Origin of the sequence: Rhizobium altiplani (genome assembly GCF_001542405.1) — a bacterium.
Classification (GTDB): domain Bacteria; phylum Pseudomonadota; class Alphaproteobacteria; order Rhizobiales; family Rhizobiaceae; genus Rhizobium; species Rhizobium altiplani.
This window is the reverse complement of record NZ_LNCD01000036.1, coordinates 89248-108561: the sequence shown is the minus strand read 5'-3', so window position 1 is coordinate 108561 and position 19314 is coordinate 89248. Positions and strand designations below refer to the sequence as shown.

At 61.7% G+C, this 19314-nt stretch carries 10 protein-coding genes and 2 pseudogenes; 5 read left to right on the top strand and 7 right to left on the bottom strand.

Features of this window, described 5'->3' with window-relative positions; translation table 11 throughout:
* Positions 1-62: 62 nt before the first annotated feature.
* Positions 63-1058, top strand: a complete 996-nt coding sequence (locus AS026_RS07865) for an IS30 family transposase (RefSeq protein WP_028744438.1) — start codon at positions 63-65, stop codon at positions 1056-1058.
* 99 nt (positions 1059-1157) lie between these two features.
* Here AS026_RS07865 and AS026_RS07860 read toward each other — a convergent pair whose 3' ends face one another.
* Together AS026_RS07860 and AS026_RS07855 are read right to left on the bottom strand one after the other, a co-directional pair.
* A complete protein-coding gene (locus AS026_RS07860) occupies positions 1158-1895 on the bottom strand; it encodes a hypothetical protein (RefSeq protein ID WP_028744439.1) in 738 nt (245 codons plus the stop codon).
* Positions 1896-2521: 626 nt separating this feature from the next.
* Positions 2522-2791, bottom strand: a complete 270-nt coding sequence (locus AS026_RS07855; RefSeq protein WP_062369292.1) for a helix-turn-helix domain-containing protein — start codon at positions 2789-2791, stop codon at positions 2522-2524.
* A gap of 91 nt (positions 2792-2882) precedes the next feature.
* On the opposite strand from AS026_RS07855, the gene AS026_RS07850 reads away from it, so the two are divergent.
* Positions 2883-3773: a LysR family transcriptional regulator gene (locus AS026_RS07850; RefSeq protein WP_062369291.1), complete on the top strand. Its 891-nt coding sequence runs from the start codon at positions 2883-2885 to the stop codon at positions 3771-3773.
* Positions 3774-4106: 333 nt separating this feature from the next.
* Here the strand turns inward: AS026_RS07850 and AS026_RS07845 are convergent, their stop codons facing one another.
* Entirely contained in the window at positions 4107-6404 is a 2298-nt protein-coding gene (locus tag AS026_RS07845) for a PBP1A family penicillin-binding protein (protein ID WP_082728475.1), read from the bottom strand.
* Between the two features lie 184 nt (positions 6405-6588).
* Here AS026_RS07845 and AS026_RS42645 point away from each other — a divergent pair.
* Positions 6589-6702, top strand: a pseudogene (locus AS026_RS42645) (LysR family transcriptional regulator); the annotation flags it as partial.
* Between the two features lie 148 nt (positions 6703-6850).
* On the opposite strand, the gene AS026_RS07835 reads toward AS026_RS42645, so the two are convergent.
* Positions 6851-8095, bottom strand: a complete 1245-nt coding sequence (locus AS026_RS07835) for an MFS transporter (RefSeq protein ID WP_062369289.1) — start codon at positions 8093-8095, stop codon at positions 6851-6853.
* 104 nt (positions 8096-8199) lie between these two features.
* On the opposite strand from AS026_RS07835, the gene AS026_RS07830 reads away from it, so the two are divergent.
* Positions 8200-8640, top strand: a complete 441-nt coding sequence (locus AS026_RS07830; RefSeq protein ID WP_062369288.1) for a winged helix-turn-helix transcriptional regulator — start codon at positions 8200-8202, stop codon at positions 8638-8640.
* A gap of 599 nt (positions 8641-9239) precedes the next feature.
* Here AS026_RS07830 and AS026_RS07825 read toward each other — a convergent pair.
* From AS026_RS07825 to AS026_RS43120, 3 genes and pseudogenes are all read right to left on the bottom strand, one after another.
* Positions 9240-9854 (bottom strand): RES family NAD+ phosphorylase, encoded by a 615-nt coding sequence (locus AS026_RS07825; RefSeq protein ID WP_062369287.1) that lies wholly within the window; start codon positions 9852-9854, stop codon positions 9240-9242.
* Complete coding sequence (locus AS026_RS07820) at positions 9855-10541, bottom strand: XRE family transcriptional regulator (protein WP_100248139.1); 687 nt, start codon at positions 10539-10541, stop codon at positions 9855-9857.
* Positions 10542-10695: 154 nt separating this feature from the next.
* Positions 10696-10899: pseudogene (locus AS026_RS43120) on the bottom strand (dienelactone hydrolase-related enzyme); the annotation flags it as partial.
* A 154-nt stretch (positions 10900-11053) separates the two neighbouring features.
* On the opposite strand from AS026_RS43120, the gene AS026_RS07810 reads away from it, so the two are divergent.
* The gene (locus AS026_RS07810) at positions 11054-19291 is read left to right on the top strand and encodes a SpvB/TcaC N-terminal domain-containing protein (RefSeq protein WP_062369285.1); all 8238 of its coding nucleotides are present in this window, start codon (positions 11054-11056) and stop codon (positions 19289-19291) included.
* Positions 19292-19314 lie beyond the last annotated feature (23 nt).

Sequence of the window (19314 nt, the reverse complement as noted above, 5' to 3'; positions counted from 1 at the left end):
GGCACATTCTATCTCGAACTGCAACAAAGGCGTTAAGCTGCCTGCTTTTCGGGAGCCATGGTTTGAGCCGTACCTTTTCGCATTTGAGTTTTGACGAACGCCGATCGATTTCCAGGATGTTGGATCAGAAGTTTAGCCAGTCTGAGATCGCCAGACGCCTCGGCCGGGACCGTGCGACCATCTCCCGGGAGATCAAACGCAACTACTGGCACGATCAGGAATTCCCCGATGCCGAGGGCTACTGGGCGATGACCGCCAACGACATGGCGCGCGAAAGGCGCCGGCGGATCGGCAAGCTCTTTCGTCGCGAGGATCTGCGGAACGAAGTGATCGGAAAGTTGGAATCCGGCTGGTCGCCGGAACAGATTGCTGGACGACTGAAGATCGAACCAGCGGCCAAGGCAAGCGTCTGTCACGAGACGATCTACCGGTATGTCTATTCACCAGAAGGACAACGGCAGCAACTCGCGCGGCTTCTCCCGGAACGGCGGAGAAAGCGCCGGCCGCGATATGCTCGCAAGCCGCAGAATCCAGTCTTTCCAGATGAGTGTTCGATCAAACATCGGCCGGAAGCCATCAACGATCGCAAGGAATTCGGTCACTGGGAAGCCGATCTCATGATCTTCGAAAGGGTTCAGGGCAATGCCAATGTGGCAACGGTTGTCGAGCGGACGAGCCGGTTCACCATGCTGTTCAAGAACAACGACCGGCAGTCCAAGCCGATCATGGAGCGGCTCATCAACGTGCTCAGCCCCCTGCCCAGGCATGCCCGGCAAAGTTTGACGTTTGATCGCGGATTTGAATTCGTCTCCTGGCGGCGACTGAAGCAAGGAATGGGAACCGATGCATGGTTCTGCGATCCGTCTGCGCCCTGGCAAAAAGGCTCCGTCGAGAACATGAATCGGCGGATTCGGCGTTACCTGCCGAGGGATACTGCTGTCCTGTCAGTTCCTGATGAATCGATACGATCACTGATCGATCAGTTGAACAATACGCCGAGAAAATGCCTTGGTTTCTGTACCCCAGCTGAAGTGTTCAGGCGTGAAGTGAACAAATGACGGCAAGTCGGGGCGGAGGACGGATTTCATGAATGATCCTAGGTGATTGCGCGGCGAGAGAAAGCGTTATTGAGGCAGCCAGCGGCGGAATAAAGATCGTCAATGCACGCCGATGTCGCTTTGCGTATCCGATTCCAACTGCAGGCAGGCTGCCCAAAGTGGCGTCTTGTGGAAGGATCCGTCCTGAAGGAGCGTGAGCCCCTCTCGTGCCTCATAGAGCAAGCCGAGCCAGCATAAGCGTTGGAAGACGCCATACTGGAGATCGGATTTCAACTCCCAGGCTTCTATGGTCATTTCGGTGTCCGAGAGAGGCGCCAGGTCTGGATAGAGGATCTTCACAACCTCCATTGGCGTGCACCCTTCTCTGGCTTTGATATTGAGGAGATTGAGGAACATGCGCCACCAGCGTAACCGCGCTTGCACCTCCTCTTCCCGTTCGGTGGCGTGGACATACGAATAGAGATAATCCGTGGCGACCAGATCGAAGAAGGCTTGCGGGTTCACCAAAAACTCCCGGCCGCGTCTGGTTGGCAGCAGCACATCCTTTTTCCGGCGAAGAAGCTTCAGATGACGGGCCATGTCGCGCACGACCCAAAGCGGCGGCATGTCGCTTTCATTGAGCACCTTGTTCATGCTGTAGAGATCTTCGGCTGTGAACCCTGGCCAGAGGAAGTGCACAGCGGCCCAATGCACGAACTTGCGGTTCATGGCGCCGGTCGCCGTCAATCCTATGCCACCCTCACCGTCAGCATAGGCAACAGCAAGAAGCATGCCGCGAAGAAGTGGTGACAGCGCGGCGATGTCGACGTCACCATGCAGGTTGATTTCCGGAAGCATCGTGCGGCTTTGATCCCACCCCGCCCCATGCAGGTGCAAGCGAGTATCAACCGGCGACGGAACAATTGCTACTGGGAAAGCTAAAGCCAAAGGGGAACGTCATCACCCGCCCCCGTTCCTCCCTTGCAACCCGGCCCAGCCGGTCGGATCGGGGGCTGATCTCTCTGCCCTGTAGCAGCCTTTAAGCCCTTGTTGCATTTACATTAGAAGTCACATTGATACCGCATCCGGGCAGCTTACCATGATCGCGGTCCCCGCATGCGCCTCGCCCGACATCAAAGTCCTTACCGGAAGTCGCCTAATATTTCCCCTGCATAGCGTGCAGCGTGATCCAAGCTCACCGAATAGCTCAATCTCTTCCGAACATCGTATTGTTCGTCAAATGTTCGAATCTTGAGCTTCAGAGAGGTGATGTCACGACCCGCTCCGCCCACTCCTATGAGGCCTGCTTCGCCACAACCTCCCCGCCAAAGCGCTGAAAGGGTTCATTGCATTAATGGCCCGCACCGAGACGCAACGTTAGAGGCAGGTCGAGCGTTCGACTTCATCAAGAGCGACAAGCGCTCGTCGCCATGTCGCCGGCCTCTTTTTCGACCACTCACCACACGCACGACCTCACCTGAGCCCTAATTTTTTCCCTTAGGTTTGCGGCCCGAGCGAAGCGGTTTGGGTTTTCCCTCATGCGGACCAATTTCCTGGAACAGGGCAGCAACCCCGACAGAAAGAACGAGTGCGAAAGCTTCTAGGGTGGCCACCGTGACGTTCTCTTCACCCCGTTCAACTCGCCCCACATAGGAACGGTCGATATTTGCCTCCAGGGCGAGCCTTTCCTGCGACAGACCTCGCTCAACGCGAAGGCGCCTCAAATTCCATCCAATGGTCTGCTTCGTGTCCATCAGCGCAGAACACATTTAAACGGCTTGACAATCGACGGACTGTAGGTCCCATATTAGTGATTGTTGGTTTGTATGAGGCGGAGGGTTAAAGGTGGAACTGCGCCAACTCACCTATTTCAAAGCGGTGGCCGAGGAGCTGCACTTCGGCCGGGCGGCAGCCAGGATGCACATTGCCCAGCCGGCGCTCAGCAATCATGTGATGTCGCTGGAAAGGGAGCTTGGCTGCCCGCTGTTCATCCGCTCGACGAGAAGGGTGGAACTGACCAGGGCAGGGGAGACCTTTTACGATCGCTGTGTGCGGATCCTGAGCGACATCGACCTGACCACCGAACTGACGCGGGCAGCCGGCGGCAGTCGCATCCGCCAGATCAGGATCGGCAGCATCTATCCGGCCACCATGGGCATGCTGCCAACCTTCCTTGCCAAGATCGCCCGCAAGTATCCCGATGTCCGCATCCATATCGCCTCTGGCAATACCGGCGAGATCATCCGCGGCCTGGAGACCGGCCAGCTCAATCTCGGCTTCATCCGCCCGGTGGAAAACATCGGCTCCTTGCGCTTTGTCTCGCTTGCGCATGAGCGCTACTACCTGGCGGTTGGCCATGCCAATCCGCTGGTAGCCAAAGAGGAGATCAGCATCGATGATCTGCGCACTCAGAAGATCATCGCCTTCAACCGGCAGAACCTGTCGTTTTCGGAACGCTACTTCAATGAGAAGTTCGCCGAATACGACCTCACCGCCAACATTGCCTTCAGCTGCGATGACACCTATGCGCTGGTGTCGCTGGTCTCTGCCGGGCTTGGCATCGGCTTTGCCCCGGAATGGACGCTTGATCTTCCCAATCGCGGCTTTGAACTGAAGAAGGTAAGAGGGATCGACTTTAGGATCGGGCTTGGGATCGCCTGGAGTAAAGAAGACCCAACCGCTGGGCGCGATGATATCGTCGACAGTGCACGGTCGCTGGCAAGGGCAGGGCGGTGAGTGGGTCGTGGGACATCCCGCCTCGGTGTCCAGTGATCAGCAAGGATGGCGTCCGCGTCGTTGAGGCCCAGCGTTTGAGCCCAGTAACGTGCCTCAGATAGTTCAGGATGAAAATATAGTCAGCGCCCGCATCTGCCGACGTTCATGAGATAGGGCGGGATGTCGCATGGCCATCATCACAAAGGTGATAAGCACAGCGGCTCATCCCGTTCCGCAACTATTGCGCTAGCGGTACAATTAGGGAAGTACGTTGCCGTTGGTGACCTAAGCGAGCAGCACGACAGGCAGGTGGAACAGACCGTCGGTCAGTTCCATCAGTCCCATCATCTGGGTTCACTTTTCGCAGAGTCGCCGTTCGCCGGAATAGGGCTGATAAGTACAGTCGGACGGGCGGAAAGAACGATAGCTACGGGAGCAGGCCCTGACGTTGCAGGACTGTGGCGTGGCCTGTGCACCGGCAAGTGTGTTTGCCCCGGGCTCCGCCAGTGCTTCGCGCATGAAATCCCGCCATATATGCGCCGGAAGATCGCCGCCCGTGACGCCCTTCATCGGCGTATCATCATCATTGCCAACCCATACGCCAGCAACGAGTGGGTCTGTGAAACCCACGAACCAAGCATCGCGATTATTTTGACTCGTGCCGGTCTTGCCGGCTGCAAAAGAGCCAGGGTCGGCATCGCGCCCCGTGCCCCGCTCGACGACCAACTGGAGCAGGCGAAGCAGATCAGGCTGATATTGCGCTAGATCAGTGGCTGGTGTGGCCGGTGGGCCAACCCGAAACGACTTTTCCTGTCCCGACGCCTGAAAATCAACGATGCCCCAAGGTTCAACGGGTGCTTTGCCGAGGTGGACGGATGCATAGGCACTGGTCAGGTCAAGAAGGCTGATTTCCGATGTGCCGAGAGCCAGTGATGGCGTGTTGGCGAGCGGCGCGCTAATTCCGAGTTCTCGTGCTGCTGCAATCACCTTGTCGAGCCCAACCTCCTGAGCGAGCGCCACCGCGGGCGCGTTGAGCGACCGCGCGAATGCCTCGGCGAGTGTGACCCAGCCGCGGTAGCGGCCACCGGAATTCTCCGGCGACCATCCATTGACCTCGATCGGGGCATCCAGGATTTGGTCGGTTAGGCCCAAGCCGGCCTTGAGGGCTGCATAATAGACGAACAGTTTGAAAGTCGAGCCCGGTTGCCGCATAGCCGTGACCGCCCGGTTGAACTGGCTTTGTTTGTAGTCGCGACCCCCGACCATCGCAACGACGGCTCCGTCTGGCATCATCACAACCAATGCCGCTTGCGACGCCCCCCTGGTTTTTCCTTCAGTGTCCAGAGCTCTTTTGACGACCCTTTCAGCGATCTGCTGCAAGTGTGGAACGAGCGTGGTGCGGACAGTGGTCGATCCCGGCGATGTTCCGGCGATTTCGCTCGCCTGGGGCGAGATCCAGTCGGCAAACCAGCTTCCGGCGCGCGGCGGAGGTGCTGTCGGATGCAACTGAGCAAAGCGCGCTCTAACGCTCTCTGCTACCGACGCTGTAATCTTTTTGTTGGCAACCATCGTGTCGAGAACGACCGAGGTCCGTTGCCGGGCGCCTTCGAAATTGTCGATCGGATTCCACTGGCTCGGTGCTCGCAGCAATCCCGCAAGCATTGCCGATTCGGCCAAGTCGAGCGCACCAATGTCCTTGTTGAAATATATCCGCGCGGCCGCAGGCATCCCCGTTGCGCCGGCCCCAAGATAGGCCGTGTTCAGATAACGCGTGAGGATCTCTTTCTTACCCAGTTTCCACTCCAGCCAAATGGCGATCACGAACTCCTGGATTTTTCGCTTTATCGTTCGGTCGCTGTCGAGGTATTGCAGCTTGATTAGTTGCTGCGTGATCGTGCTGCCACCTTCGACGACCGAACCAGCCGCGAAATTCCGTACCAGCGCCCTTCCGATACCTCGGACATCGATACCGAAATGATCCATGAACCGCCGATCCTCGATCGACAGGACGGCATCGACCAGATGCGGTGGAAACGCTTCGTATTGCGCGTAGGGGCCCTGGTAGGGGCCTTGTCTGACCAACGGCTCGCCATTTGAAGTTTCCAAAACCACGATGGGCTTCAGCGTTCCGGCGCGGATCTCGCTCCAAGGAACATCCTTCAGCGCCCACACCAGCAGGCTGCTTCCAAACAGCACGAAGGCAACAAAAATGGATGCGACCGTGATCTTCAGTCCGCTGGTGTGAAGCCATTCCTGCCGGCTGCGTCTGATCAGCTCCATAAAAAGACTGCGAACACGCGTGAAGGTTTTCGGAAGTGCAATCGCCAACCAGCGACGAATAGCAACCGGTCTGACAGACGCTCGCTTCGAGGCCTTAAGTTTCGTCCACAGTTGGGAAGCTCCCGCCTTTGCCGTTACCTTGGTCGAGGTGAAGAATGCATGCAGATCGTGGCGGAGCGCACGGCAAAGATTGAAGACTGCCTGCCTACTCTCGCTGAAAGTTCTGGGAGAGGGGGGCTGATCGGTTTGAGAGAACGACCCGGATGGTTCTTGCTCGTGAGAATTGGGATCGAGTGCGAGGCTTGCCTCAGCTTTCGGTTCCTTGTCGGCGCCACTGGCACGCGCAATAGAGGATTTTGAAGGGGGTGGCATAGGTTACCGCTCAACGATTGGTTCACAAGATAGCGCGCCTTGGTCGAGTTGCAACGCGCGGGGCGGCCACTCTTACCTTCCGCTACATGAACGTGATGTTATTGGTTGCGCTGACGGCCTCAGTGCCGTTTTCGGAAAGCAAGCCTGACCAAGTGGGCATGCAACGCTGATCGGGGCGACTTCCGGGCTCGGGTTTGCCTGGAACCGGGAGGATCCAACTGCCTCACGCGACGACATCGTCGATATCGCACGGTCGCTGGCCAGGCCCCGGAGAGAGGCTCTCAACCGGGCCGGTTGACCATGTAACTTGCTCGCAAGCGCCCGCTGGCGAGAAGCCGATTGAACGCTAGACCGAATGCCGAATAGCACGGCTGATATGCTATTGCAGTGGCTGCTCATGGTGACAGTCAGGATATGGCTGCATCCGGCTATCGGCCCCAAAGCTTTCATCCGTGGGGACATTCGACCGAACGATTGTTCGATCTGCGTTCGCTGAAAAGCTGGCTGGAGATCCACACTGCGAGCGCAAACCCGCTGAAAGCTGCTCCCAAGATGGTAATCCCCGACCAGCCGTACCGCGCGTAGGTTGCCGCTGCGGCGATCGCACCCAGAGCGCTGCCAATCGAGTAAAAGATCATGTAGCCTCCAATTAGGCGGCCACTCTTGTGCGGATGCACGCTCACCACGACGCTGAGGTTGGTCACGTGGACGGCTTGGACTGCCAAGTCGAGCGCGAACACGCCAACTAACAACACTGAAATGGAGAGTGGAAGGAAAGCGATCAGACCCCAGGATGCGAGCAGTAGCGCAAGAGAAATTCCGGTCGTCCATCGACCGTAGCCTTTATCTGCAAGTCTTCCAGCGGATGTTGCTCCAATCGCACCTGCCAGTCCAACCAATCCGAACAGCCCAATCAAGGTATGGGAATAGGAAAATGGCGGAGCGCTGAGTGGAAGCACCAGCGAGGTCCAGAACGTGCTGAAGGATGCAAAAATCAGAAGCGCGAGAATGCCTCGAAAGAGCAGGGCCGGCTCGCGCAGGAACGTGGATGGAACGGAGACGAGAGCGTGGAGATATGTTTCGGAATGGCGCTCTGCCGCTCGCCGTGGCAGCACCCGCACAAGGATACCGACCATCGCCACCGTGAGCAGCGCAGATGTCAGATAAACCGTCCGCCATCCGCCGAAATCGGCAATCGTGCCGGCAACGGATCGAGCTGCGAGGATGCCGGTTACGACGCCGCTGGTGACAGTGCCTACCACGCCGCCGCGTTGAACCGGCGTCGCCAGGGCCGCGGCCTGGGCAACGAGTATCTGAACGAGAACAGCCAGCAATCCGACCGCGCTCATGCCAGCGAACAGTATCGTCTTGGCCCCGGCCGTCGCCACCACGATAAGAGCGATCGCCGAAAGCAGCCCTTGGATGATGGTGAGCTTTCGGCGGTCGGTGAGATCGCCGATCGGCACGATGAAGATCAAGCCTAGCCCGTATCCGACTTGCGTCAGCGTGACGACAAGACCGATGCTGGAGGACGAGATGCAGAGGTCATGCGCCATGAGATCGAGCAGGGGCTGAGCGTAATAGATATTGGCCACACTGATGCCTGCTGCAACCGCGATGATCAGCGTCTGTACTCTCGACAACCCATCTGCTGGAACCCTATGCGCGGCATCTGCTGTGTTCTCGCTCATCGTGGCTGCTCTTCGTGGTTTCAACTCTTTTGACGTTGAAACCACTTGGCTCACCTCAAAGCTAGTTCTAAGATAGAACCAGTTTGGATTGGAGATCGATAGCGATGGTGAAACGGGTTAGTCTTTGGAATGCAGGGTGCCCGGTCGCGCGTTCTCTTGATGCAATCGGCGACTGGTGGTCGCTTTTGATCATCCGCGACGCTTTCGACGGCAAGCGTCGTTTTGGCGAGTTCCAGAACGGGCTGGGCATAAGCAAAGGGGTGTTGTCGACCCGATTGCGCGACCTTGCGAAGCGAGGGATTTTCGAAACCGTGCCAGCCTCGGATGGAACCGCGTACCGCGAATATGTCCTCACGCCGAAGGGACGCGGTCTGTTCCCCGTTATCGTTGCACTCCGACAATGGGGTGAAGATTACCTCTTCGCTGACGGGGAGGCTCGTTCCTCGCTTGTGGACCGAGAAAAACGCGCGCCAGTCGCTCGGCTTGAGGTCCGATCCGCCGATGGTCGCTCTCTTGTGTGGAGCGATACACAGGTAACAGGCTGATGTGGGTAGCGGTCTGTACTTGCGTCTGATCTGCGGTCATCGGCTTGGCCTCCAGAGAGTTTTCTAGCGACCTCACTCTGCCACCGTGCTCTCCGCTACTCACCTGATGGGATCTCAAGAGAGCTCGGTGAATTGAGCGGTCAGTGACGTTCAAAATCTGAACGCCGCTCCGGACTGAGCTGATTGACAGATTGCGACTTTCGAGATTGCCATCGTAACTGCCGCCCCTGTCGCGTCGACCCTCGAGACACTGCCTTTAGGGTCGATCGCTTAATATTAGAAGTAACTATTCCTTGGTCAGGCACTGGGCAACCGGCAATGCGCCGAGAATGAGCTCGTTGCCGCACGCCGGAGGGACCGGCCGTTGTCGCTTCGGGTCGACTAAAGTATGCCGGAATATTTCGGATCCCACGGCACCGAAGTTATGCTCCGCCGCGGCTGAGCAGGACTCGACGTCCGCTCTCGTCCGCTCTCGCGATCGCGTCGATAACCCGCTGCACTCCGACCGCATCCTCGAAGCTTGGTGCAGTACGAGTGCCGTCCCGCGAGGATCGGCGGTCAGAAATGACTTATCGAGCGACGCTGAACGTGGCGATGGATCAGGGATCGACAACCGCAACGTTCAGGTCATCGAGCACATTCGCGAGACCCGGCGCCCGTATCAGCCTTGTCGCGCCGATAGCCTTCAGCTTGCCGATGGATCGATCGAACACCGCAAGATTCGTGTGCCCGTTTAGCCTCGACGGATAAATGATGCCGTCGACCTGATCTCGATGTTCATGGAATGCGACAGCCCATTCGCGAGCAAGGGATTGCTTGGAGGATTTTGCCACATCCGTCGGTACACCCATCTTGATCGCTCCGTCGTCGCGCAGATCAACCATCGTCAGTGGGTCGATCACCTCGATTTGCGCAAACTGTCGGTCACACAACTCTGACTCGGCAATTGGCAAATCACCGATCAACCCGTCGCGCTGATCCCTTAGCAAAGCTTCGAGAAAGCAGACTTTGACGGTGTCGCCCATGTAGAGCACGCCAAAGCGATTGGCGGGCTTTCGGCGCCGCGGGTCGCTGAAGCGGCTCGGTGTCTTTCCGAAGCCGAGCGGATCAGGGTATCTACCGAGGTAGATGCGGCCGAACCGTGAGCCGGGCGCAACGACATGCAGATGCAGGCTTGCTGTTTCGAAGCCGGCGGGCGGTAGTGCATTTCCCATTTACCGGAAATCTCGTCCAACGCTTTCCGCTGCCGCCGCGATCGCCTGTTTAGACCGTCCACGCTCCAGAGCTTCACGACCAGTCAGACCATCCAGTTCACCATGCGGCTGGACCAGGAAGCGATAGACTGCCCAGGCCCCACCGAGCCTCTCGTGAAGAATAGGGAGTGCAGCAAATGGCTTGCCATCGGAATCGAGCTGCCATTCAGGGAAGCGATACCCACGCTTGGCGCCGTCGAGTCCGAGCACCTGACCGTTTTGCCGCTTGGTATTGACTGTCACCCGCGTCGTGCCGAGCAGGCGCGCAAAGTCGTCAGCGCTGAGCATATCGGCGCGCTCGAGGATTTCTGCTGCTTTCGAGCGTCCGCGTGCCCGGGCGGCGGCAAGAGCTTGCTCAAGGCCCGCATCTGCGGTGCCGTCCTCCTCCAACAGCGCAGGGGTGGCCAATGCGTCGTCTTCGACCGGGGTTACGACCATCTCGCCTTCTGGATCGACGTCAACGCGGAAGCTCACACGTCTGCCGGCGCTTCGACTCCTTGAAATCGCCTGACCATATTGCTGCAGCAGTGCCTGCACGCGCTTCGGCTTGTCGGACAGGACTTTGGTCGCATTATCCGGAACTTTGATCTTGAAGCCGCTCATACCTTCCGGCAGCGCACCGGCGCCTGTCGCCAGGAAAAAAGCCATGGACCTTACTGGTCCATCCCTGCGGGCCGAGCCGTCTTTGATACTGGGTTTTGCCTTGGGAGATGCCATAACATTTCCTCCATACAGAAATACTCATATGGCAAGATGGATAAGTTCGTCAAGTTCGTAAAGGCATTTCTGTTTACGGCACGTGCCTCACGGCTTCGATCGTTCGACCAAGGTTGGCACTCAGCATGTAATCCGCGTGCAATGAGCCGGGACGGCTTCGCTCGAAGTGATAAGGCATCGCGATCTCGACGACCGTGATGCCGCGCCGTGACAAAAAGCCGGCAATCTGAGCGTTTCGGGTGCGGGCGTTCCAATGGTGAAAAATCACCAGTGCCTTATCGAGAGATCCACAAACCGAGCAGTACTGAGGCAGCATGACCACGTAGTCGGGGGCGCACCGAAGCAGAAATCAAAATGCCCACAAGCACTTCATTGGGTAACCTTGACAATGACGCGACGGCGAATGCAATCTGGTCGCACCCTGGTGGGTGGGGGAGGCTGGAATGGCCGAACGAGACACGGCTACGGGTACGTTCGCTGCGACGGCCGCCTCCGAAAAGCCGTTCGTGGTCGTTCCACCGTCCGTCGCTTTGCCCAAGGGCGGCGGCGCCATCCGCGGCATCGGTGAGAAGTTCGCGACTAACCCGGTGACGGGCACGGGCACCCTGAGCGTGCCGCTGGCCCTGAGCCCTGGCCGCTCGGGTTTCGGACCTTCGCTGGCCTTGGCGTACGATACGGGCGCCGGCAATTCCCCGTACGGTTTCGGCTGGGAGCTCAATCTTCCCGCCATCAGGCGCAAGACGGACAAGGGGCTGCCGCGCTACGAGGACGCAACCGACAGCGACACCTTCACCCTGTCGGACGTCGAGGATCTGGTTCCCGAGTTTCGCAGAACACCCGGCGGCGAGCTGGCGCTCGAGGACGGCCACCCCATCGTCCATGAGGATGTGGTCGACGGCTTTGTAGTGCGACGCTATCGACCGCGGGTCGGCGCGCAGATCGCGCGGATCGAGCGGTGGACGAGGAGCGATAGTCCTCGCGATGTGCACTGGCGATCGATCACCGCCGACAACGTGCTTACGCTCTACGGGCAGACGGACGAGAGCAGGATCGCCGATCCCGAGCGAACCGGGCGCATCTTCGCTTGGCTGGTGGACGAGACCCGCGACGATCGCGGCAACGCCATTCTCTATCGCTACAAGGCCGAAGACAGTGCGGGCGCCGACAAAGGTGCCGCATCAGAGGCAAACCGCTCGGCAAAGTCGCGCACCGCAAACCGCTACCTGAAGCGCATCCACTATGGCAACCGCAAGCCGCTGCTCGACGCCCAGGGCCAACGTCCGCGCCGACTGGACACCGAGGCCATCGCGGCGAGCATCGCCGCCGGTGAGTGGCTGTTCGAGGTTGTTTTCGACTATGGCGACCACGACGACGAGGCGCCGGTGCCAACTGAAACCAGGCTGTGGGCGCTGCGCCCCGATCCCTTCTCCACCCGACGGCCGGGCTTTGAAGTGCGGACGAGCCGGCTCTGTCGTCGCGTGCTGATGTTTCATCACTTCGACAAGCCGGGCGTGGGCCGCAACACACTGGTTCGGTCAATGACCCTCGAGCATTCAGGCGGCGACGCGGCCGATGGGCCGGGCTACAGTTACCTTCGTGCGATCACGCAGTCCGGCCATCTGCGCAAGGGCGGCGGCTACCTGAAACGGAACCTCCCCAGGCTCGAGTTCGGATACAGCGCAGCAAAGGTCAGCGACACGGTCGGAACGATCGATCCCGAAAGCCTCGAGAACCTGCCGGCGGGCATCGACGGCGGCGTCTATCAATGGGTCGACCTCGACGGCGACGGCGTCGCCGGCATCCTCACCGAACAGGCCGGCCAGTGGTACTACAAACGCAACCTGAGCCCGTTGTACGACGGCGAAGGGCGATTGGGTCCAGTCGAGCAGGTCGCGGATCGGCCAGGCGCAGGGCTGAGCGAGGGGGTGCTCGTCGATCTTTCCGGCGACGGCCAGCTCGATTTGCTGGTCATGGAGGGGCCGGCGCCCGGAATATATGAACGCGAAAAGGACGGCTGGGGGCCGTACCGGCCATTCGCCGACCGCCTCAATCGCGACCTGTCTGACCCAGAGTTGCGCTTCATCGACCTCGACGGCGACGGGCGCTTCGACCTGATGCTAGCCGGCGACGACCGGCTGACATGGCATCCGGCCCTGGGCGGAGGCGAAGCCGGGTTCGGTGAGGGCCGGTCGGTCGGCCTGCCGCTCGACGAAGAAAACGGACCGCGGCTCCTGGGGGCCAGCAACGACGCGGCGATCCATCTCGCCGACATGACCGGCGATGGGCTGGCCGACTTGGTGAAGGTCACGGCGCGCGAGGTCTGCTACTGGCCCAATCTCGGCTACGGCCGCTTTGGACCCAAGGTAACGATGGACCGCGCCCCGGACCTTAGCCGCGAGGGCTCGTTTGATCCTCGCCGGATCGTGCTCGCCGATATCGACGGATCCGGGACCAGCGATATCATCCACTTGGACCTCGAAGGCCCACGCCTCTACTTCAACCTCTCGGGCAACGGCTGGAGCAAGGAGGGCACAGATGTCCCGGGCCTGCGGGTCGACGACGCCGTGTCGGTCGCGCCGATCGACCTGTTCGGCAACGGCACGGTGTGCCTCGTCTGGTCGTCGCCGCTCCTCGGCGAGGCCAGTGGGCCGCTGCGCTACGTCGACCTCATGGGCGGAACCAAACCGCACCTGCTCACGCGCATCACCAACAACCTCGGCGCCGAGACGACGATCCAGTACGCCTCCTCATCGCGCTTCTATCTCAAGGATCTGGCAGCCGGACGGCCCTGGATCACCAGCCTTCCCTTCCCGGTGAATGTCGTCGATCGGGTCGAGACGCGCGATAAGGTGAGCGATAGCCTGTTCGTTTCCACATACGCTTACCGGGACGGCTTCTTCGATGGCGCCGAGCGCGAGTTTCGCGGTTTTGGAATGGTGGAGCAGTGGGACACCGAGCAATTCGCCACGCTTACTGCAAACGGGGCGCTTCACGCCGCCAACGAGGAAGCGGCATCGCATGTTCCACCGGTTCACACCAAGACCTGGTTCCACACCGGAGCGTGGCTCGAGACAAAGGGCGCACCAGAACTGTTCACGAGCCTGCTGTCCGCCGTCGACAAGGGGGCGTGGTATGCGGAGCCGGGGCTAGGTCCTGAGGAAACCGCAGACCTGCTGCCGCCGGAACCGGAGTCGCCCGAGGGCCTGGACCTCGCCGAGCGCGCGGAGGCGGCGCGTGCGCTCAAAGGCATGATGCTGCGGCGGGAGGTTTATGCCGACGACGGATCCCAGCGCGAAGGCGTGCCGTACGAGGTGACCACCACCACGTTTGCCGTCCGATGCGTGCAGCCGCGTGGCGCCAATCGCTACGCAGTCTTCATGGTGCATGCCGAGGAGTCTCTGAACCTCCATTACGAGCGCAACGCGTTCGATCCCCGGATGAGCCAGGAACTCACGTTGGAGGTCGACGACTACGGAAACGTGCTCAAATCGTGCAGCGTCGCCTACGGCCGGCGCGCCGAAATACGGGCAGCAGGGCCGGGTGGGCAGTTCCAGCGCATACCGAACCCGGGACGCCAGGGGCTCGAAGCATGGGATTGGGCGAGGCAGACGACGACGCTGGTTTCCTATGGCGAGGATCGCCTGACCGTGCCGGTCGAGGATGCGGATACCTACCGCGGTCCGGTGGCATACGAGTCTCTCAGCTACGAACTCACGGGCTTTACCGGGACCGGACGCGGTGGCCGCTTCCGCACGGCCGATTTCGTGGAACCCAATGCAGCGCCAGGTGCGCCGCGCTTCAGTCGCCTGCCCGTCGCCAGCACCCCGCTCGACTATCTGGAACGACCGTCGGTGGGCCGACAACGCAGGCTGATCGAGCATGTTCGGACGCTGTTCAGGAGCAATGATCTGAGCGGATTCAGCGCGCTCGGCACTATGGGGAGGCAGGGGCTCGTCGCCGAAAGCTACCAGCTTGCCATGACGCCCAAGCTGCTCGCCGCCGCGCTCGTTCGAAAGGGTGACGGCCAGCCCGACGAGAACCTGCTGCCCGATCCGGCTGCAATCCTCGTCGGAACGGGGAGCGACCGCGGCGGCTACGTGCTGAGCACGACGCTCAAGGCAGACGGCAGGTTTCCGGCGACCGATGCGGACGGTTGCTTCTGGCGGCCTTCGGGAAGGAACTTCCTGTCGCCTCTCGGGGAAGCGTCGCCGGCGGCGGAACTGGCCTTCGCGCGATCGCATTTTTTCCTCCCCTGCCGGTCAGTGGATCCATTCGGGGCGACGTCGCAGGTCAGTTATGACGAGTTCGACCTGATGTCGGTTCGGTCCGAGGACGCGGTCGGCAATGTCATCGAGGCAGCGTGCGACTACCGCGTCCTGCAGCCGACGCTGCTGAGCGACCCCAACGGCAACCGCAGCGCCGCACGGTTCGACGCACTCGGATTTGTCGTCGGCACCGCGGTGATGGGCAAGGCGGATGCCATCGACCCCGAGGGCGACAGCTTCGAGGACTTCGTCGACGATCCCGATCCCGAGGATGTCGCCGATCTCTTCGCCTCGGACGATCCCGCTCCACTGGCCGCTGTGTTGCTCGGATCGGCAACGACGCGGCTGGTGCACGACTTCACGCAGGTGCCGCCAGCAACGGTGGCGCTGGCGCGCGAGACCCACGTCTCCGACCTTGAGGGTGGCGCACCGTCGCGGCTGCGGCTCACCTTTTCCTACTCGGACGGTTTTGGGCGCGAGGTGGGCCACAAGATGCAAGCCGAGCCGGGCGTTGTGCCGCGCCGCGATGCCGATGGTCACATCCAGATCGGTCCCGACGGATTGCCCGTCATGGGCGACGAGACCGTGGGCCCACGCTGGGTGAGCAGGGGTTGGACGATCTTCAACAACAAGGGCTCGGCGGTCCGCAGCTACGAGTCCTGGTTCACCGACACGCACCGCTTCGAGCCCGGCGTGCCAGTCGGGGTCAGCGCGATTGCTCTCTACGACCCGCTGCAGCGAGTGGTGGGCGTGATCAACCCCGACCACAGCTGGACCAAGACCGTATTCGACGCCTGGAGCAGGTACGACTTCGACGCCATCGACACCCTGACGCTGGGAGGGGCCACGGGCCCCGCCGGGGACGCCGATCTTGCCGGATATGTCGCCCACCTGCCGGCAAATGCCTGCTTGCCGACCTGGCATGGCCTGCGCACGGCACCCGAGCATGCGGCGGCGTTCGCGGCACGGTATCCGGATGCCGACGAAAGGGTGCGGCAGACGGAAGCGGCGGTGCGGTCGGCAGCGCTGGCGGGAACGCCTTTGCGCACTCACAGCGATGTGCTTGGACGAGGGTTTCTCGCCGTCGCCGACAAAGGACCCGATCCGGCTGCGCCGAACGGTCCGCACCACCTGCTGCCGGGCCGGGTCGAGCTCGACATCGAAGGTAACGTCATCACCGTGCGGGACGCGCTGACGCGGTTCAAGGATGCCGCCGGCAACGAGGTCGTCCTGCCGCTCGGCCGGGTCATCCAGACGGCCCTCCACGACCTGCTCGGCGACCGGCTGTGCGAAGAGAGCATGGACGCTGGGCGCCGCTTCACGCTGCCCGACGTCAGCGGCATGCCTGTTCGCGCGTGGGACGATCGTGGCCACGTGTTTCGCATGGCCTATGATGCGCTGCGCCGGCCGATCCGGAGCCATGTTGCAGGAACAGTCGCCGGCGCGCCACAGCAGGAAGTCCTCGTCGAGCGCGTGGTCTATGGCGAGGGGCATCCTGAGGCGAAGGCACGTAACCTGCGTGGCCGCACATGGCTGCGCCTCGACCAGGCGGGTGCGGCCATCGCCGAGCAGCACGACTTCAAGGGTAACCAGCTTGCCGCCGGCCGCAGCCTGACGAGCGGCACGCAGTATCGGGGCATCGTGGACTGGTCGGGCCTGCCCGATGCGCCGGCCGCGATCGAGGCGGCCCTTGCGGGGCGGCTTGAGCCTTTGAGGTGGCGGACCCGCAACCGGTTCGACGCCGTCGACCGGCCGATCCAGCTGATCCTGCCGCACCGTGACGTTGTGGGCGCCTCGATCAGCATCGTCCAGCCCTCCTACAACGAAGCGAGCCTCGTCGATACGATCCGCGTCTGGCTCGACCGGGCGGCGGTCCCCGACGACCTGCTGCCGGCCGCGACGGCCACCCTCGTTCCGGTCAGCGCGGTCGACTACGACGCCAAGGGGCGGAGGGTCAGCGTCGCGTATGGCTGCGGGGCCGGGGCGGGCGCGACGGGCGTCGTCACCAGCTATCGCTACGACCCGCTGACGTTTAGCCTCCAACGGCTGACGACGCGGCGAGACGCCGTCGCGTTCCCGGGCGATGCACCCGCCAACCCGCCGGCCGGATGGCCAGGCAAGGACCTGCAGGACCTGAGCTTTGCCTATGATCCCGTCGGCAACATCGCCCAGGTGATCGACCGGGCGCAGCAGACGATCTTTTTCGGCAACCGCCGCGTTGAGCCGAGCGCGCGCTACGAATACGATGCGCTGTACCGGATCGTGTCGGCGACCGGCCGCGAGCATCTGGGGCAGACCGCGGGCCTCGCCAATCCGCCCACGCCTCACCGCTACGAGGATTCGGGGCGCGTCGCCGTCGGCGCCGGAAGCTTTGCGACCACTGACGGCACCGCGATGGGCGCCTATACCGAGCGCTACACCTACGACGATGCGGGAAACCTGCTCAGCATGCAACATACGGGCAGCAATCCCGTCCACCCCGGCTGGACGCGGACCTACTCGTACCGGGAGGCGAGTAGGCTCAAGGAGGGAGGAAGTTGGACCCCCTCGAACCGGCTGACCGCCAGTGCAGTTGGGGGTGTGGCCGAGCCGATTGCCTACGACGGCCACGGCAACATGCTCTCGATGCCGCAGCTCGGGACCATGTCATGGGACTATATCGACCAACTGGCGATGACGGCCCGGCGGAAGGTCGACGATGACGACGAAGCGGGCGAACTCAGAGCCGGGGAGCGCACGTACTACGTCTACGACGCGTTCGGCGAGCGGGTGCGCAAGGTCACCGAACGGCCGGACGGCAGCCTCAAGGACGAGCGCATATATGTGGGCGGGGCAGAGCTGTTCGTTCAGCATGCCGGCGTGCGCGCCGGGCTCGAGCGCGAAACGCTGCATATCGAGGACGGCCAGGGTCGGGTCGCATCCATCGAGACGCGCAACGCAATCGACGACGGATCGCCCAAGCGCCTCGTTCGCTACCAGTTCCACAACCACCTGGGATCGGCGAGCCTCGAGCTCGATGAAACCGCGCGGATCATTTCCTACGAAGAATACACGCCCTATGGCAGCACCTCCTACCAGGCGGTGCGCGGACCTGGCGATGCGCCCAAGCGGTATCGCTTTACCGGTAAGGAGCGCGACGAGGAAAGCGGGCTCTACTACAGCGGCGCCCGCTACTATGCGCCGTGGCTGGCACGTTGGACGAGCTGCGATCCGATAGGCCTTGGCGACGGGCCCAATATCTACATCTACGCCAGGTGCCGGCCGGTCATTCTCATCGATCCCGGCGGGACCGAGTCGGTCGATCCGCGACAGCAAAAATACAATGCCGCCCTGCAGCAGGCGCGGGCGCGAGGATTTGCTGCCACCCACGGCGGCGCTTTCCAGAGCTATCAACTCAAGGGCGGACCGAAGGGCGGTGCGAAAGGGGCGGGCAGCGGCAAGGGTGGCGGCGCCAGCACGCCGGCGCACCAGGGGGTCAAGGGCGGCACCGCTGATAGCGGCGGGGCGGAGGCCAAGGGCACCGACCCAGTCGACCGACCCGGCGATCCCGCCGGCACGGCCGATGTATCGCAACCGGGCACGACCAAAGGCGGCGAAGGCAAGGCCACCGGAGGATCGGGTTATGTCGAGCTCGGCGGGCCAGGCACAAGCGGTGTCGGCGGCACCGGCAAGGGGCCACAGGATCCCAATGCCGTGCCGCTGACCGAGATGGACTACACCACGCAGTTTGCCGGCCTGATCTCGGCGCCGCTGCTCGGCCAGGACGAAGCGGCGGAGTCCGTCTCGGGCGGCATCCCCGAGGGCCGTGGCCCGAAATCGGGGGCGAGCGCTGCGGGCCAGGCGCTGTACCTTGCCGTGAATCTCTTCTTCACCTTCGCCAGCGGGCTCGTCGAGTCCGGGATGCGCAAGGCGTGGGCGGCGCTGAAGCCCTACGCGAAATGGGCACTCAAGGCACCGGTGTTCATGTTCATGGGTGCGGGCGGACCCGGTGGCATGCTGCCCAAACCCAGAGGCGCCCCCAAGGTCTATACCTCCACGGCGCCGCCCAAGACGGGACCCGGATACAAGGCGCCGCATGAACCCAGCGCGCCCGTCTACGGCAATCCCCAGAACTCCAGCGTTCCTCACGCCCAGACGATGCAGGAGAAGACCGTATCCGACATCTCCCGGATCGAGGATGCCAAGGAGGTGTTCATGCATACCCAGACGCGCACCGTCGACCCTGCGGTTCCCAGCCGGAAGTTGCCCGACATGCAGATGGTGAGCCAGGAGGGCAAGATCACCTTCTACGAGGTTCCTTCGCCGAGCGACATCGCCACCAACAAAGCATTCGCAAAACTGCTCACCCGCAACCTCAAGGTCATGCGGGCCATGGGCGGCAAGTCGGAAGGACTGGTCATCATCCCCATGAAGTAGCGCCCAAATCTTTCAAGTTCGTA